10 protein-coding genes, 2 pseudogenes and 1 CRISPR repeat array (1 of these 13 running past the window's edge) are annotated in these 17,362 nt (G+C 66.0%); of the genes and pseudogenes, 9 read left to right on the plus strand and 3 right to left on the minus strand.

The genetic code is table 11. The features are described 5' to 3' along the window. A CRISPR array of direct repeats spans positions 1-192; the repeat unit is 29 nt; unit sequence CGGATCACCCCCGCGTCGGCGGGGAGCAC; it begins 1,850 nt to the left of the window's first position. A 482-nt stretch (positions 193-674) separates the two neighbouring features. Further along, a complete protein-coding gene (locus tag AC0693_RS34660) occupies positions 675-1,031 on the minus strand; it encodes a hypothetical protein (protein WP_478804023.1) in 357 nt (118 codons plus the stop codon). A gap of 71 nt (positions 1,032-1,102) precedes the next feature. Between AC0693_RS34660 and AC0693_RS34665 the strand changes: the two genes are divergently transcribed. The 5 genes from AC0693_RS34665 to AC0693_RS34685 all read left to right on the plus strand — a co-directional run bounded on the left by AC0693_RS34665 (position 1,103) and on the right by AC0693_RS34685 (position 12,022). Beyond that, the gene (locus tag AC0693_RS34665; protein ID WP_478804024.1) at positions 1,103-1,420 is read left to right on the plus strand and encodes a hypothetical protein; all 318 of its coding nucleotides are present in this window, start codon (positions 1,103-1,105) and stop codon (positions 1,418-1,420) included. A gap of 568 nt (positions 1,421-1,988) precedes the next feature. Beyond that, the gene (locus AC0693_RS34670) at positions 1,989-3,539 is read left to right on the plus strand and encodes a zinc finger domain-containing protein (protein ID WP_478804063.1); all 1,551 of its coding nucleotides are present in this window, start codon (positions 1,989-1,991) and stop codon (positions 3,537-3,539) included. A gap of 159 nt (positions 3,540-3,698) precedes the next feature. Beyond that, positions 3,699-3,884, plus strand: a complete 186-nt coding sequence (locus AC0693_RS34675) for a hypothetical protein (protein WP_478804025.1) — start codon at positions 3,699-3,701, stop codon at positions 3,882-3,884. 65 nt (positions 3,885-3,949) lie between these two features. Next, positions 3,950-5,143, plus strand: a complete 1,194-nt coding sequence (locus AC0693_RS34680; RefSeq protein WP_478804026.1) for a competence protein CoiA family protein — start codon at positions 3,950-3,952, stop codon at positions 5,141-5,143. A gap of 732 nt (positions 5,144-5,875) precedes the next feature. Further along, on the plus strand, positions 5,876-12,022 hold the full coding sequence (locus AC0693_RS34685; RefSeq protein ID WP_478804064.1) for an FG-GAP-like repeat-containing protein: 6,147 nt from the start codon (positions 5,876-5,878) through the stop codon (positions 12,020-12,022). Between the two features lie 551 nt (positions 12,023-12,573). Here the strand turns inward: AC0693_RS34685 and AC0693_RS34690 are convergent. Both AC0693_RS34690 and AC0693_RS34695 read right to left on the minus strand, forming a co-directional pair. Then, positions 12,574-12,915: pseudogene (locus AC0693_RS34690) on the minus strand (transposase); the annotation flags it as partial. Between the two features lie 53 nt (positions 12,916-12,968). Continuing rightward, complete coding sequence (locus tag AC0693_RS34695) at positions 12,969-13,415, minus strand: hypothetical protein (protein ID WP_478804027.1); 447 nt, start codon at positions 13,413-13,415, stop codon at positions 12,969-12,971. 285 nt (positions 13,416-13,700) lie between these two features. Here AC0693_RS34695 and AC0693_RS34700 point away from each other — a divergent pair, with 285 nt between their 5' ends. The 4 genes and pseudogenes from AC0693_RS34700 (at position 13,701) to AC0693_RS34715 (ending at position 17,308) form a co-directional block, all read left to right on the plus strand. Beyond that, positions 13,701-14,195: a hypothetical protein gene (locus AC0693_RS34700; RefSeq protein ID WP_478804028.1), complete on the plus strand. Its 495-nt coding sequence runs from the start codon at positions 13,701-13,703 to the stop codon at positions 14,193-14,195. A gap of 563 nt (positions 14,196-14,758) precedes the next feature. Continuing rightward, positions 14,759-15,823 (plus strand): annotated as a pseudogene (locus AC0693_RS34705) (BUD32 family EKC/KEOPS complex subunit). 193 nt (positions 15,824-16,016) lie between these two features. Continuing rightward, positions 16,017-16,700 (plus strand): hypothetical protein, encoded by a 684-nt coding sequence (locus AC0693_RS34710; RefSeq protein WP_478804029.1) that lies wholly within the window; start codon positions 16,017-16,019, stop codon positions 16,698-16,700. Between the two features lie 209 nt (positions 16,701-16,909). Then, complete coding sequence (locus AC0693_RS34715) at positions 16,910-17,308, plus strand: hypothetical protein (protein ID WP_478804030.1); 399 nt, start codon at positions 16,910-16,912, stop codon at positions 17,306-17,308. Positions 17,309-17,362: the final 54 nt, after the last annotated feature.

Raw genomic sequence — 17,362 nt, forward strand, 5'->3', positions numbered from 1 at the left:
GGGGAGCACGTCACGGAGCCGTCCTCCGCGATGCCCAGAACCGGATCACCCCCGCGTCGGCGGGGAGCACCGTCGGAGGCGCAACCATCCTCCGGTGGTCCACGGATCACCCCCGCGTCGGCGGGGAGCACTTCGTCCGTCGCTCAATTCCGGGCGATGCAAAAGGATCACCCCCGCGTCGGCGGGGAGCACCCTTCGCCACCTGCCGCTTCCTAGTCGGTTTGCAATTGCTTTGCCAGGTGAGGTTCAGCAGCGGTGACTGTCATGAAGGAAGGGTACGGGTGGGTGGCAGCGATCGGTTTCTTCTTGCGAATTACGCGTCAGCTCATCATGAGCAAAATCATCGGCATCAGTCGGGTTGAAGTTGGTGGGCAGAAGTGGGGCTGCAGCGTCGCGCTATGAGCGTCGGATGCCGACCCGATCGGGATGGAACCGGCGTCGCATGCTGTCTCGTCTCGGTCGGCGATGATGGTTGCTTCAGGACCCGGAAGCGTCTTGAGTGTGAAGGACCAGCACTGGTCCTCTGCCTTTCGGGCCCAGGAACGATATGGCGACGCGGGGGTCGTGATCGGTGCACCGGATGGTCCATAGCTGCGGCGAGATGGCTGTAAGGTCCTCATCCCTGCGGGTCACAAGCTTGGATTGCCGATCGCCTGCAGGCGCATGTACGTCACTCAGCGCCGGTGGCGCCAGTGCTGGTGCACTCTCAGGACCTCGTAGGTCCATGCGGTGTGCTGCCGAGTGTCGGCCGGGATTTTCCAGCCGAGCTGTTCGGCGATGGCCGGGAAGCGAGGGTGCATTTGACGGTCTCCGACGGTGACGAGAGCGGACAGGAGAGGTTCTCCCCTGCGGCGGTCCTCGTCGACCAGCCACAGGAGCACGCACTGATCGTCGGCGTGTAGGCGGGGCAGCCCCGGAAGTCGCGTGTGGATCTGGGGCCAAGTAGTGGTGGAGCTGGCCCGGGCAGTCTGCTCCAGCAGCAGCCGCAACTCGGTCGCGTTCTCCCACAGCTTTCCGCTCCCCAGCAGCATGGGCTTGTCGCTAAGGGAAGGAAGCTTCTCGACCCGGGCCGGTGCCTGAGGCGGAGCAGGGGAGCGTCGTCGTGGCGCAGACGGTGGAGTGGCTTTCTCTTGTGGCACCTGGTCAACAGCATCACCGGCGCGGGCTGTGTTCGGCTGCCCTTGGACACGGCGGTTGCTGCCTGATTAGTTCGTGGCAGGACAGCCCTCGGGGGTGCTGCGGCGGCCTGGCGCCGCTCTTCCTGCTGCCACCGGTGGGATCCCAGGATCTCTTTGAAGTCGTTGAGCTGCGCCCGCTGTTCGCGCGTCTCGCTAGGTGGTGCTCCGGCAGCCTGCTGCCAGCCCAGGGCGTACAGGTCGGCGGCGACCGCGAGCGCGTGCTGGTCGATGGCCCGTTTTAGTTCGGTCAGGGTGTGATTCAGCGTGCGGCGGACTGTGGCGATTTCCATTGCGGTCCTGGCGGCTTGGCCTGTGGTCCGGCGACGGAAGTCCGTCTGCCATGCTGCACCAGCGCTCAGCCGCACCCGGTTGTTCCCCAAATCCGTACTCCCCCCGGGGCTACGCAGCAGGTTCCCCAAACGGTCGGCCAAGGCGTAGGCCGGGCACAAGGCACCGGTCAGCCAAGAATGCTGTGCGGTCGAGCCCCGCCGGGTCATTCCAAAAGGTGCCTGCCGGGTTGGGATCGCCGAGGCATAGGGTCTCCACTTTCGGCTGCGGCATGGTCAGGTCGGGTAAAAGAATGAGTGGCCACGGCCCCGTAGGCGCCGCCGATGTGTTTGCCGTCCTCGTCTCTGAGATCGCGGCGCTCTTTCCGGTGCTGGCAGGGCCGGGCGGGGACATCGAGGTGGCATACGGCGAGTGGCTCCGTGCCCGGGTTGCCAGGCGCGTCGCCGGCAGCGGGAGGAGCGGTGTGTGCGCTCCGTGCGGTGATCGGGCAGCCGGTGAGACAAGGAGTCAGGGGTGAGGTTCATGCGGGGTGACAACCGGCAGATTCAGACGGCGGTGCTGGGTGGTGTGGACTCGGAAAGACCGTTGGTGCTGCCGCTGGAGGCGATCGAGTTGGACGACTTCCGGCGTCGGCATGCGGATGACACGTTCTGGTGCGGGTTACTCCTTGGGGGCTGCGGTGTCCAGCTGACCACGAAGCTTTACACCGATCGCGTGTGTCATTTCGCCCACCATCCGGGCGCGGAGCCGGTGGCCCATGTGTGTCGGCGACGTGCACGCGGTGTGGCCAGCGCCGACCATCTGTATGTGAAGGCGGCGGCTGCGGCGTGGCTTCGCGGCCTGGGCGAGGAGGCCGAGTTCGCTTTTGCCCGGCCGGGTGGTGCCGCAATTGGTTCCGTCCTGGATGTCCAGTTCAAGAGCCGTGGATTGCGTGTCCACTTGGACCGGGAAGTCGAGCCGGCATGGGACCAAGACGGCATCGAGCCGGTTTTGGGGGTATCGGTGCCGGTGGACGAGACAACGCTGGTCCGGCGTTGGTACGTCCACCGCATTCGTTTGGACAGTGAGGGCACCCACCGACGTGTCCGGATCGGCACGGAGGCGTTCACCCGGGGCATTGAGTGGTTCGCGCTGGATGAGTGCGAGATGACCGAGCGCGGGCTGTCGACGCCAGCGGTGGAACGCATTGTCCGTTCCCGCAGCACCCGGCCTGTCTCCACCTGGGGTGTGGGCAAGGTCCGTAAAGCGCCGGATGTGCAGGCGCGGGCGCAGCTTCTCCTGCGGAAGCTGGCCGATGCCCGCCGGGTGGAGTCGGTGGTCGTGGTCACGCAGGTCTGTGGCGAGATCGCCACTGTGGAGGGGGTGCAGGGGGGAGTGCGCCAGCAGTTGTCGGACGCTGTCGCAGAGGCGCGGTGCTGGCTGGAGATCCAGGCCGAGGCGCGGGGCAAGTTGTTCGTCCTGTTGGAGGATGCCGTGGTGGCAGGGAATCTTGTGGCGGTGAGTCACCTGTTGGTCATGGCCAATGCGACTGCCAGCCATGACCGCACCACGGCCGAGGCTGCGGTCGCTGAGCGGGCTGATGCTCTGCTCGCCGCGGATGCGCATGAGCGGCAGGAGGAGATCTTGGCGGCTCAGCAGGAGGCTGAGCGGGCGCGCCGGGCTGCGGACCGGGTCCGTGCGCTGTTGTCGCATCTGCGGCGTCGTCCGTCCGGGCGCCGGTCGCAGGGGCGTGAGGTGATGCGGGATTCGGTGCGTCGGCTTGTGCGGGCTGCGGAGGAGGCGGGCAGCGTCCTCAGTGCCCGTGAGCGCGAGCTTGTCGAGTCGTGGAAGGAGCGTGCCGGACTCGGCGACGGGCCTCCAGCCGGAAGGGTTAGCCGTTCGGGCGGCAAGGATCCGGGGGCTGAAACCGGCCGGGTTTCCGCGCTTCTGCCGGGGCAGCGGCCTGGGAAAAGGCATGCGCATGAAGTGGGGTGTCCGGCCTGTGGTGCGGTTCCTGGCGTCCGGTGTGAAACCGCGGGTGGTGCTCATCCGTCCCGTGTGGCCAGGTTGAGGAGCTCGATGCGTTCCCGCTGACGACGGGCGGGTCCGTCAATCAGGAGGAGCCCACGTGTTGGGGCTGGCCGACTCCATGGGAAGTGCGGATCCGGTGCCTGGCACATCGGGAGAAGGCGGAGGGATGAGGTAGAGGAAGGCAAGCGAGAGGCGAGCTGACGGTTCTGCTGGACGGCCCCCGTGCTGGGCATGGAGATCGGGCCCGGATATAAGCCGCCCAAGGGAACTGTGTGCTGCGCGTTCTGCCTCGCCGACATCGATGCGGTCTCCGGCTACAAGAACGGCGTCGGCTACTTCCGGCTTGTACCCGGCACGGAGCACGAGCCAGCCTGCGACCTCAAGTCCATCGAGGTCAAACCCGACTGAAGGTCGCCTACCCCAATGCCGGCAAGTGCGGCACCCTGCTGCCCGGGCGAACAGGAGGGCAAGTCGTGGCAATCCGTGCCGTGCACGAACAGTGGGGCGCGATCTTCGCGCACTTACCCGACCTCGGCTGCCGACGGGACTGGACCGAAGTCTGGAAGGTCCGCCCGATCGCTCCCCTAACCTGTGACGAATGCCGCCACCCCATGTACGCGAAGGTCTCCTCCAGCCAACTGCGGTTCTTCGCGCACGCACCGGGCGCCCCGAAATGCGCGCTGGCCGAGGAATCTCCGGCCCATCACCTGCTCAAGCTGGAGCTCGCGGCCGCCGCGCGGGAGGCCGGGGCGCACGCAGAACTGGAGGTCCGGGGCCCGGACGGTGCGTGGCGGGCCGACGTGCTGGCGAGCGACCCGGCCGGAGGGTGGAAGACGGCCCTGGAAGCTCAGCTCTCGGCCATCACGCCGGAGGACATTGCCGCCCGCACGGAGCGGATGCTCGGGGACGGGGTGTCCTCGGTGTGGTTCAGCGACCGGGTGCGGGCGCCGTGGTTCGGGATGGTCCCGTGGGCTCGCCTGCAGGGTGTGGACGGTGCCCTGGCCGTGGTGGAGGGCCTCGCGAAGTTCAGCGGCAACGGGTGGGAGGCCGGCCCGCGGGTCCCAGTCGGGGAGTTCCTGCGCTGGGTGTTCACTGGGCGGGTGGTGGCCCACCGGCGGCGAGCACCTGTTCGCAGCCCGTTACGGGCCTGGAACATTCTCTGGACGGCTCCGCAGTACGCCGAGGCGGAGATTACCCACCTGGCTGCCCAGGAGCGGCGCAAGCGGGAGTTGGAGGAACAGCAACGAGTGCTCCGTGAGCGGCAGCGCCAGGAGAGGGCTCGCGAATTACGGGAGGACCAGGAGCGGGTCCGGACGGAGGGCGGTCGCAAGGCCGCGATTGAGGCCTTCCTGGTGCGGCAGGCCGCCCTGGAGATACCGGTCGCCCAGTTCGTCCACCGTGAGACGGGCGACTATCCCTTCGTCGAGGACAAGGGCGCACCGGAGTACGCGATGGGCGTGCCCGTCCACGTGGGGTTGACCCTGTACGGCGTCGTCTGCCCTGTGGCCGGTCGAACCGGCGCCTTGCGGGACCGCCTCGCCCCGCTTGTGATCTTCGTGGCCTCCGAAGCGGAGCGACGGCGCATCGCCGCGCAGACCAGGCCGGGCCAGAGGATCGAGATCGTGCAGCCTGCAACCCCGCACAGGCCCCCGGGCGCGGACCGGTAGTCCTCAGGAGGTGAAACGGAAGCGGTCCAGCTGATCGTCAAGCTCGTTCCGCCTGGCAACAAAACCATGGACCGCAAATTCAAGCCAATGCTGTACGCCGAAGCCGGCATCCAGCACTGCTGGCGCCCCATTCAGGGGCGCCACGGGCGGGGCAGGGGTGGGGGGCCTCCGCCTCCTTCGAGAAGGGGCCCTGGTGCGGTCCGGCCGTACCCGGAGAAGGCCGCCCTCGGCTTGGCGGTGCGCCAGGACGTCGAGTGTCCCGTTCCTGCCCGTGCAGGTGGGGCGTCCGGTCCTTCTGCGGCGCGGGACGATCACTCCGGTGTCCAGGGGAAACGCCGTCGGAGATCGGGCATGCTGTACTGCTCGCGGCATGATCGTCTCGTGCCGGGCCCCCTGCTGCGTGTGCGCTCATACCTGGCGCCAGCGCAGGGTGAACGTCTTGCTCTCGGGCGGGGATCCCTGTCGCCCGAACGGCGATTATCGGCCGTTAGTTCGACTACTACCCCGTGGTGTTCACAGGTGACAGACGATCTGTCTGTGTTTCCTATGGGGGTGGGGTGAGCCATGTTCAGATCCGCGCGTCGCGGGGTCGTCATGATGCTAGCGACAGCACTACTGGCTACGTTCGGAGCGGCGGATGCAGCCTGGGCAGATCCAGCTGCACTTGCAGCACCGGCAGTAGACCGCATGACTACGCGCTCGGCGGAGGACCTGCCGAAGCCGCCCAAGGCGATGTCCTTGGCAGAGCGCCGGACTCAGATGGACCGCTCTCGGGGGGATCATTCGCCGATGCGGGGCTTCGTGCAGCCGAAACCGCTGAGGCTTCCTGCCGCTCCTGCGTCGAAGCCGGACGTTCCACTGACATCAGGTCCGGCCGCAAAGTCGGCTGCTGAGCTGAGCAACTCCTCAGGGCAGGTGGCGGCAGGGGTACCAAATCCTGACTGGGTGTCGTCGTATGCAACGGCCTATCCGGCCATGTTGTCCATCGGCGGCCAGACGAAGTTCTCTTCGGTCCAGGCCTCCTCAGTTTCCGGACTGTGGCTGTACGTCATGGACGAGCAAAAGAACCCTGTACTCCAGCAAGAGATCAAGCGGTCCACTGACGACCCGAGCGGCAAGTACGTTGAGAACGGCGCGTGGTGCTACGGCTGGTGGTCCTCCAATGCGTACCCTGCCGACCAGTGTTTCTGGTGGAGCTCCAGCTTGCTCGGCGGGCATCTTCAAGACGGTAAGAAGTACTACGCGTGGATCTTCCTCATGGGAGCTGACGGATCGTCGAGCCCGGGTGGGACGACCTCGCCTCTCGTCGAAGCGTTCTACACAGCTGACATCCCCGGTACTCAGGTCGGTCTGTGCACCTGTTACGGGCAGGCGTACCGAGCGGACCCGGTCAACACAGCGACCGGCATGTTCTACGACCGGAACGTCGACGCAGCCCTGCCGGGTGTTGGCACGCCCTTCTCATTGGACCGCACCTATCGGTCCGATTCGAGCGCCGTCGGGCTTCTGGGCAGAGGCTGGTCGACACCGTTCGACTCCAAACTGACGATCGTCGCCGGCAGTAGCGCGACACTCCTGTCAGCCGATGGTGCCCAGGTGGTCTTCAGGGAACAGGCGGGTGGCGCATACGTCACTCCTGCGGGCTCCACCCTCACGCTGGCCAAGACGGGTACGACGTACACGGTCACAACCGCCGATCGGACCCGGCACACCTACAGTCCCTCAGGCCAGCTCACCTCCAGCATGGACCGCAGCGGCCAGGGCCTCGCCCTCACCTATTCTGCAGGCCGAATCGCGTCGGTGAAGGATGCGGCGGGCAGAACCGTAACGTTCACCGTTGATACGTCGGGACTGCTGACAAAGGTGGCTCTGCCCGACGGGACTTCGGTGTCCTACGGCTATACGAGCGGGCTGTTGACCTCAGCGACCGATCAGGCCGGCAAGACTGCGACCTACACGTACAACGCGGGTAAGCAGGTGGCCACGGCCACCGGGCGCGGTGGCGGGATGGTCTCGAACACCTACGATGCGGCTGGCCGGGTCATTTCCCAGACCGACAGCTCGGGCAAGACCACCGCCTTCACGTGGGACAACAAGCGTGAGTCGCACACCACCGACCCGAATGGCGGCATCTGGACCGACGTGTACTCCGGCAACGTGCTGCTGGAGAGCGTCGACCCGTACGGCAAGAAGGTCTCGTACGACTACGACCGCTACCTGCACCCGGTAGCAATCACTGATGCGCGCGGCAACACCACAGAGATGACGTACGACGCCGCCGGCCGCATGGCTACGCGGAAGGCGCCGGCATCGGTCGGGCTGACGGAGGGCTGGACCTACGATGCGGCCGGGAATATCTCCGGCCACACCGACAGCCGCGGCAAGACGTCGACGTACACCTATGACGCCGCCAATCGTGTCGCAACCAGCACGGACCCGTCCGGTGGAAAGGTCGTCTACACCTACACGGCTCAGGGTGAGCTTGCGCGCGTCACGACCCCGCGCGGAAACGCGACCACTTATGCCTACGACTCGGCAGGCAACCGGGTTTCGGTCACTACACCAGCAGGCGAGAAGACATCTTTCCGCTACGACACCGCCGGGCATGTCACTGCGATGACCGACCCACGCGGCAATATCACCGGTGCCGACCCGAATGCCTTCACCACGACGTATGCCTACGACCCGCGTGGGCTGCTCAGCTCCACGATGGATCCCCTCGGTCACACCACCACGTACGGCTACGACAACGCCGGTCGGCTCACCTCAGTGAAGGACCCGGCGGGCCGTACCACCGCCTACGCGTACGACACTGCCGGGCGCCTCACGAAGACGACAAGCCCGGCAGGGAAGTCCACGACCCGCACCTATGACGCCAACGGCAACCTGGCCTCTTCCACAGATGCCCTGGGCAACAAGACCGTCCGCACTTACGACAAGTCGAACCGGCCGCTAAGCACGGTCTCCCCCCGTGGCAACGTGTCCGGGGCCAACGCTGCGGCCTTCACTACCAACTACGGCTACGACGCCAGCGGCAACCAGACCACGGTGACCGACCAGACGGGTGCTGTTACAACCACCGCCTATGACGCGCTGAACCGCCCCGTCTCCGTCACCAACGCCCTTGGCCAGACCGCCAAGACAACCTACGACGGCAACGACAACGTCCTCAGCACGACGGACCCCCTCGGAAAGGTCTCCCTCCACAGCTACACGGATGGCGGGCTCACCGCATCCTCGACCGACCCGCTGGGCAAGGTCACCTCGTTCGGCTATGACGCGGACGGAAACCAGACCAGCCTCACCACCCCCCTGGGATTCAAGACCACCTCTACGTACGACGCCGACGGGCGCCTGGCCACCCAGGTCGAAGCCCGAGGCAACGCCGCGGGAGCCGATCCCGCCCAGTTCACCACCACATACGCCTATGACCCCGCAGGGAACCCGACCAAGGTAACCAATCCCTTGGGCAAGGCGACCAGCACGTCCTATGACGCCCTCAACCGCGCCGTGGCCTCCACGGACGAATCGGGCAGGACGACCAAGACCGACTACGACGAAGTCGGCCGGATCGCCAAGGTCACCGGGCCGGACGGCGCGGTGACCAGCTACACATACAACGCAGCAGGTGACCTGGCCACACGCAAGGATCCCAACAACCACACGACGACGTACGGCTACGACGACACAGGACGACAGACCTCCGTCACCGACCCGCTCGGCCGCAAGGACTCCTACGGGTACGACCCCGACGGCAACCGGACCACGGTCACCAATGCCCGCGGAGTCACCGCCACGGCAACGGTCGATGCCCGGGGCCTGGCGACCTCAGTCGGCTACAGCGACACCACTCCCAAGGTATCGGCCACGTACGACGCCCTCGGGCGACGAAAAACCATCACCGATGCCACGGGCACCCGGACCATGGCCTTCGATGCGGCCGGCCGGCTGACCGGGGTCACCCCGAGCTCGGGCAAGGGCTCATACAGCTATGCGTACGACTCGGCCGGGCACCTGACCTCGAGGACCATCGACTACGTCGCTCCCCAGCCGCTGGACTGGAGCGGTGCCGTGCAGACCGCTTCCGGAGACCTCAACGGCGACGGTTACACCGACGTCATCCGGGCTGACGCCACCAACGGCATCCGTACCTTCCTCGGACGTTCGGACGGTAATTTCACGACCGGTACGACGCGCAGCGGCTCGGGCACCGGCTTCCAGCAGATCCTCACGCTCGAGTACACGGGAGACGGCAAGCTCGACCTGCTGGCCATCGACAAAGCGACCGGTCACCTCCAGCGCTACGACGGCGACGGTAAGGGCGGTTTCGCCGCTGGCGTTGATCTCGGAGCCGGCTGGGGCCCGATGACCCTCACGCCGGGAGATTTCAACAAGGACGGCAAGCAGGACTTCCTCGCCATCAGCTCCACCGCCAACGCCATGTACCTCTACCCGGGTAACGGCACCGGCGGCTTCACCGCCCGCACCACCATCGGGTCCGGCTGGGGCGCCTACCGGGTCATCCCCATCGAGTACAACGGTGACGGGAAACTCGACCTTCTCGCAGTCAACCCTGCCGACGGCCACCTCTACTTCTACCCTGGCGATGGAGTAGGCGCCTTCGGCACCCGTACCGACCGCGGCACAGGCTGGGCTGCGATGCAGCTTGTGCCCGGCGAGTTCAACAACGACGGCAAGCAGGACTTCCTCGCCGTCGACACCGCCAACCACAAACTGCGCTTCTACCCGGGTAACGGCACCGGGGGGTTCGGTAACTACATCATCCAGCCCGACGACTGGACCGCGTACGGGATACCGGCCCCCGGCCGCTTCGGGTCCTCCACCAACCAGGGCATCGTCGCCCCGGACACCACCAACCGGCTGCGCAAGTGGAACGGCGACGGCAAGGGAAACCTGAGTGGTGCCACAGTCGCGACAGGACCGGAAGGAGGAGACAAGGTCAGTTACGGCTATGACGCCGACGGACGGCGTATCAGCCAGTCCGGCTCGGCGGGCACCATCTCCTACGGCTACGACCCGGACGGCAGACTCACGAGCACTACCCTTCCGACGACCAACGGCCACGTCGAAAACCGTGCCTACGACAACGGGGGCCAGCTCACCTCCATCACCAACAGCAAGGGCGCCGTCGTCCTCGCCGGGTGGCAGCTCACTCTCGACGACACTGGCAGAGCCACCCGTGTGGCAGCAACGCGGGCCGGCCAGCCGGCCAGCTATCAGTACTACGGCTACGACAACGCCGGCAGACTGCTCACGGACTGCGCCTCGGCCACGCAAGCCGCTACCTGCCCGGACATTGCGTCCGCCACCACCTATACCTATGACTCTGTAGGTAATCGCAAGACTCAGACGAAGGCCGGTTCCTCCACCACCTACGCGTACGACGAGGCGGACCAGCTCACCACTGCCGTGAGCGGGTCCACTAGCCGCGGGTTCACCTACGATGCCGACGGGAACCAGACGTCAGACGGCGCCAACACCTTCACCTACGACGCTAAGAATCAGCTCACCTCGGTCACTGCTGGCACGAACACGTTCAACTTCACCTACGACTCCGACGGCTATCGCACCACGGCAGCCAAGGGCAGCACAGTGCTCCGCACCTCGTCCTGGGACGTCAACGGAGCCCTGCCCACCATCGGCGCCGAGTACGACAGCGTTGGCACCCGGACCGCGGAGTACCAGTACAACCCGCTCGGCCAGATCCAAGCCGAAACCACTGGCGGCAGCGGCTACTTCCTGCACCACGACCAGCTCGGTTCCGTCACCGACGTCACCGACGCGAACGGTACCGCGCGGATCCGCTACGGATACACCGCGTTCGGTGAAGCCACCAGAACCGACGTGGCGGCCAACCCGCCCGCCAACCCCTTCACCTACACGGGCGCCTACACCGAGCCCACCACCGGAGCGGCCGGCTATTACCTGAGGGCACGCAACTACGACCCCACCACAGGCCGGCTCACCGGAACCGACCCGGCCGCTCTCCCCGCCGGTATGCCGTACATTTCCGCATACGCCTATGCGGACAACTCACCCACGCGCTTCACCGACCCGACAGGCCGGACCCCGGACGACCCCAACGACGGCAAGATCCATTCCCTTGGCCAGGCCGCCAGCATCTTCGGCGAGGGCCTGGTAGAGGGTGCCAAGCTTCCCTTCCAGTTCATCGGGGATATCTACCACGCCCTCAGAGGACAGAACGGTGGCGCTGGCGGGTTCGTCGACAAGTACCTACCCGTCCGCCCTGCTTTCCGGCTGTACAAGGCCGCCGAGATGTTCCGTGATCAGGGATGCGAGGCCCTGTACGACGTCTACAGCCGAGCTGCGGATGAACTGGCCCAACAGATCGCAGTCACGGGCCTCGGTGGACTTCGAGGCTGGCAGCGGGACGCAATTTCTCCACCGGCCGGTGGGCGGTACTACGGAACGCCAAATGAGACGCGCTTCGGACTGCCGTACTACACGCCGGATCACCCGACGTCGCAGAAGCTCATCAACCCTGAAGGTGGACGGATGAACTGCGGCCTATGCGCGAAGGGGGGTGACGATCTCATGGCGGGAAGAAACCCCAACTCGGTACCCGGCACCGACGCCCCCTTGACGCGGGCTGAACTCTCGGCGATGACCGGGCTTCCCTTCGTGGAGAAGGGCGGGCTCAACCCGCTCGTCCAGGATGTCCTTCGCTGGGGCCCTGGAGCCCGAGGAATCGTCGGCGCGTGGCCGAACAAGGGACTAGGACACTATTTCAACGTGGCCAACATCGACGGTAAAGTGGTATTCCTCGACTTTCAGACGGGAAGGGCGAACCCTGCCGCCGCCAGATATCGGCATTACTACATCATGAGGACAAACTAATGCTTGACCGAGAAGCGGCCCAGGAACGGGCGTCAAAGTTCCTTGCTGAACGAAGCAGGGCCTGGGCTTCCGACAACGTGCGGCTCATGGCGGAGGATTGCTTCGTCGATGGCCATCGGTTCATCGCCCCGTATGACCGCATCGAGTTCCTCGATCATGGAGATCGGGATGCCCAACTGGGCGGAAACCTGCCGATCTCGGTCGACCTCAACACAGGGGATTGCGTGTTCATCACCTGGGAAGACGTCGATGACCTGACAGAACGCGGCCTGCTGTAGGTCGAACGCTGCACGAATCAAGCGATCGCTATCTGGCCTGCCCAGGAGGATCGTCGCGACTGTAGTGGGCGGGTGGGGTACCGGTGGAGACCTTGGCCGAGCGCCCCGCCCGCCAACGGGGTGGATGGGTAAAAAGCGCCGCCCTTCCGTGGACTGGTTTCCGATGTGATGAACGCTACGCGGGGCGCCGCCTGGCAACGACAACTCGTGGATCCGTTCCTTTCCGAGGAACACCGGACCTGAACACAGCCCGAAGCCAAGTCGCGCAGCACAACGCAGTGCCGCCAGGCATATGAGGCTGCGGGCCAGTTCGAGCAGGCCCTGGTGCAGATCCGCGCGTCGTTCGTAGCGGATGCAGAGCCGCTTGAACTGGTGCAGCCAGGCGAAGGCGCGCTCGACGGCCCAGCGCATCTTTCCCAGTTCGGAGCCGTGGGCGACCCCGCGTCGGGCAATCATCGGCTTGATGCCGCGCTTCCACAGCAGACGGCGGTACTTCGAAGGCGTAGCCCCGATCGGCATACGGACGCCGGGTTGCGGCGTGGGCAGGCCCGGAATCGCTGGGACAGAGTCCAGCAGCGACAGCAACTGGGTGACACTTCGCGCCGATGGCTCTGTCTCCGGAAACGTCGAGCACTCAGACATAGTCAGGGCCGCTGTCAGCTTGCCTCTTACCCGCCTGCCCTGTCCGCTCCGGATGCCTCGATCAACTGGGCGGCGAGACGGACGGCGGTCTTATCCCCGGCTCGCTGCTTGATCAGACCCTCTTTGGCAGCTGCACGAAGCCAGACCTCCGAGCTGTCCTCATCGGCCTTTAGTACTCGCGCGGTCACCACTACGGGATTCAGACCGCCGGCACCGCCGCCGGTGACGATGCGGATAGTTTCGTCTTCACCAAGGCGAACTGGCACGGTCTCAATAATGTGGCCCGCCTTCCCAAGCGCAGCGGAGACGCGCTTCATCACATCGTCGAAGGGCATGGGAACAAGCAGATCGACCTCATGGACGTTCTTCCTCATCAGCTTGGCCACCACGCGGACCAAGCGACCACTACCCCCACTCAATGCGCCGAGAGCGGCAAGCGCCTCAGCCAAGATCTGGTCTTCGCTCTGATCCACAGACCCCACCCTCACCGACAGACCGCTCCTACCGGGCCACCACGTCCTGTTCCGCCCGGCAGACCATGGTGACGTATGCCGATCGTTGAAGCACGCCCCGGCTTGTCGTCACCCCAACCAGGCAGACGACTTCACTCGTTAGCCCCCTGAGATGTCTTTGAGGGTCCGGGCATGCGACCCGTCCACGGCGCAGTCGTCCAGGTTCAGCAGGCCATTGACCGGTCAGGGAACCCCCACGGAGACGGACATAGCTTTCTCCCAAAAGCGCCAAGGATGTGGAAGCGTATGAATCGCAGCGAACAGGACGGCACCACCGCCGCCCAGCCCCCCGCCCAGGTTCCCTCCAACGGCAACCGACGACTGTTCAGGTTCGGCGCGACAGCCGCCCTGTTCCTCGCCACCACAGCGCTGGCATGCGGTAGCCCTGACAGTGACACCTCAAGCCCCCCGCCGGCCGCCTCCTCCCCGGCCGGGAACTGGCCGGGTAATGGTGACCCGGCAACGGAGGCCTTCCGGCAGCACCTCAGGGGCCACGATTCGGCCAAGGGGCTCCTGGCCATCTCCATGCACGTGATCACCGAAGAGGCCGGTCCACCCTTATCCATTCGCATCATCACCAACCTCGACCCCGAGCTGCGCGACACCGACGCGCCCGATGTGGCGAAGGCCGAGAGAATAGCCAGGGCCTTCGCTGACTGGCACACCCGCGAGTTCAAAGATCACGGCACGGTGAAGGTCAGCAACCCCGCCATCGAGACGATGAGCACAGCGACCTGGTGACCGCGGCCTGTGCCCGACCGGGGAGAGTCGAGCCGAAGGCACCGACGGCTCGACCAGTTTGCTGGTGACGGCTGCGTGCACAAACATGAGTGCATCTCCCTTCCGGCCACCCGCTGCGGTGCGGCGGGGCATCGGCGCGAGCTTCGGAATGGGGTCATACGGGCGTGGCCAGCGGTGGCCACCACGGGCCAGAGGGCGGGCTCCAGTCGGACGATCCCAACACCTGGTCGGCCCCCCATCAGTGCTCCGGCGGCGCGAAGGTGCAGCTACAGGTGGGTGGGTCAGGTGCTCGCGTACGGGGCCGACAAGCTCGGCATAGAAGTCGGTGCGGTCCTGGGCCTGCAGGATCTGGGCAGCCATGGTCAGCAGACCGGTGTGGGCCTCTGGCCGGTCCAGGACTGGGGCGAGCTCAGTGCGGATGCGGGCCGCTGTCTCGGGGATCAGCAGCGCGTACAGGCATGTGCGCCGTGAGAGGGTGGCGAACAGCTCCTGCCCGGGTGTTCGTTGAAATGGCTGCGCGAGAGGCGGGTGCCCGGCTGGAGGCATAGGTGAAGAGCCCTGGCATGTCCCGCGGTGCTCGTCTGGCCGCCCACGGTGCCGTTTCCACATCGCTGGCGCTATGCAATGATCGCAGACTGCACGAGCTCGTGGACGCCGCCACACCGATCGGTTCCGGCATCAGCGGGAAGACCGTACTGCTGGAGGTCGACGGAATCCCGGTCTTCGTCAAGCAGCTACGCCTGACCGATCTGGAGCGACGGCCGGAGAACGTTCACTCCACGGCGAATCTTTTCGAAGTGCCCTCCTTCTGCCAGTACGGCATCGGCACCGTCTGCGGCCCGCAGTTCGGCGCCTGGCGGGAGCTGGCTGTGCACACCATGACCACGAACTGGGTGATCGCCGGAGACTACGAGGGCTTCCCCCTGACCTACTACTGGCGGGCGCTACCAGATGCTGGCCAGCCACTTCCCGAGGAACTGGCCAATGTGGAAAGAGCTGTCGCCTAATGGGGAGGCGGATCCGGGGTACGCCGCCGGATCGAGGCCCTCCAGCGGTCCACGGCGAGCCTCATGCTGTTCCTGGGGTACATCCCGCAGACCCTGCACGACTGGCTGGGCGTCCAGATCGGGGCTGGCGACGAGGTGGCCGGGCGGGCCTGCGCCATGGTGGACAACGAGCTGAAAGCCGGCACCTCGTTCATGAACGCCCGGGGGCTGGTGCACTTCGACGCCCACTTCAAGAACATCCTGACCGACGGCCGCCGCCTGTACTTCGCGGACTACGGCCTCGCGCTCTCCTCCCGCTTCGACCTGGCCCTGGATGAGGCCGCTTTCCACGACCGGCACCAAAGCCACGACCACTGCTACACGGCCTCGTACCTGGTGTACTGGCTGGTCACTGCCCTGTACGGGTACGGGTGGGACGAGCGCTACGCACTGGTGCGCGCGTGCGCCGAGGGCGAGCGCCCCACGGGAATCCCGGAGGCGGCCGCGGCGATCATCACCCGCCATGCGCCGCTCGCCGCGGTGATGTGGGGCTTCTTCCGCAAGCTCCAGAAGGAGAGCCGGGAGACCCCCTACCCGCTGGAGGCAATCCGTCGGATTGGGCAGCAGGACACCCCCGTCTGATGCGCCTATGGGGTCATGGGCCACTGCGGAGAAGCACAACATCCGATGTGGGCCCGCAACGCTGGTGGTCTTCAGCAGCGATGCGTTGCAGGGGTCCAACGCCCTCGGCCCGCGGCGAGGACGATGCCGCATTCGGCCCCGGCGGCAGTCCTGCCCTCGCTAGCGTTGCTGTTATGGCGGAGGGAGAGAGCTGATGGCGACGCTGGTCGTGGGGTTCCGGCTGGGCAGTGACACCGTCAGCCGGCATGTGACGGTCCTGGTGACGCAGACAGGTGTCCTGCACCGGGCCCACGGCCTCTACGGGAAGCTGCCTCGAGTGTCCCGGCCTGAGCCGTCGATCGTCTTGACCGCCGCCAACGTGGACTTCACCGGGGAGAGCCCGCTGGCCCGGCCCATCGCCAACCTCCGCGCGCAGCACGGCTCGTTCATGAAGAAGGGCTACACCCGCCTCCTCATCCCTCCAGCCGTCGTGCGCCTGGACATCGAGGAGCTGCCGCCAACCTCCAAGGTGCCGCACCGCGAGCTCATCCAGGCATTCATCGGCGAGGCCCCGACCACACCACAGCCACTCGACACCGCGATCAAGGAATTCCAGGCTGCCCTCGGCCTGCCCACACGGCCCGCGAACGTCTCCTGGGCACCTCGGGACAGGACAATGCCACCCCGAGTCGAGGCAATGCTGCGCACCCTGGCCCACGGCTCGCCGATCAGCTCGCCGCCCCGGCTTCCCGTCGGCTGGACGGTCACCGGAAAGGACGTACGGCTCCGCGTTGGCACGACGGGCGAGACCCTCGACCGGGAAGCAGTGCTTGAGCTTCAGGCAGCGCTCAGCGCGTGGCTGCACTTCACGAAGAACGCCGGGCATAGCCCGGCGTGAGGGGCCGGATGCGTTGGTGAACGCTTGGCGGCGTGAATGGGCTGTTCGGCCACGTTTTTCGGTCATCTGATCCTTTGCGAAGCAGGAATGGCGCCTTCCAGGACTAACGTTCGAATCGATTGATGTCCTCGGGGGAGGGGCGCGCGTGGCTGGCTCTGACCCCGCATGTCCGGCACTCTCGGGTGCTGTTGAGGGGAGGCACGGTGGGGATGAACCGTCAGCGCGTGGGTGGCGTGATGGCCGGTGTGACGCTGTTGTGTATGGCGGGGGTGGCTCCGGCGCATGCCGAGGGAAGCTTCAACTCGTACATCTCAGCCTGGTCCGTGTCGAACGAGTCCCGTCGCTGGAACGACACCAATTCCGATGGGGCCTGGACTGGCGTTTATTTCGAAGGCTGCTCGACCAACTCGGGCGGCTTCCAGCAGGCGGGGCTCATGCTCCGCAAGGCGGTTGACTGGCAGCCGGACCCGAGCAAGGGGTCCCGCACGAACTATTGCGGGTGGGTCGACTGGAACGACCCCAACGACGCCGGCAGCTACTACTTCACGCTGGAGAGCCTCAGCAACGGCTCCCGGTTGTCGGTGAACAAGCTGACGGTCGGCTATTAGCCGACTGAGTCCAGTGCTCATGCGAGGACAGCCCGTGGCCGCGTCTCGGCCCAG

This window comes from Streptomyces sp. NPDC043876, from assembly GCF_056435825.1.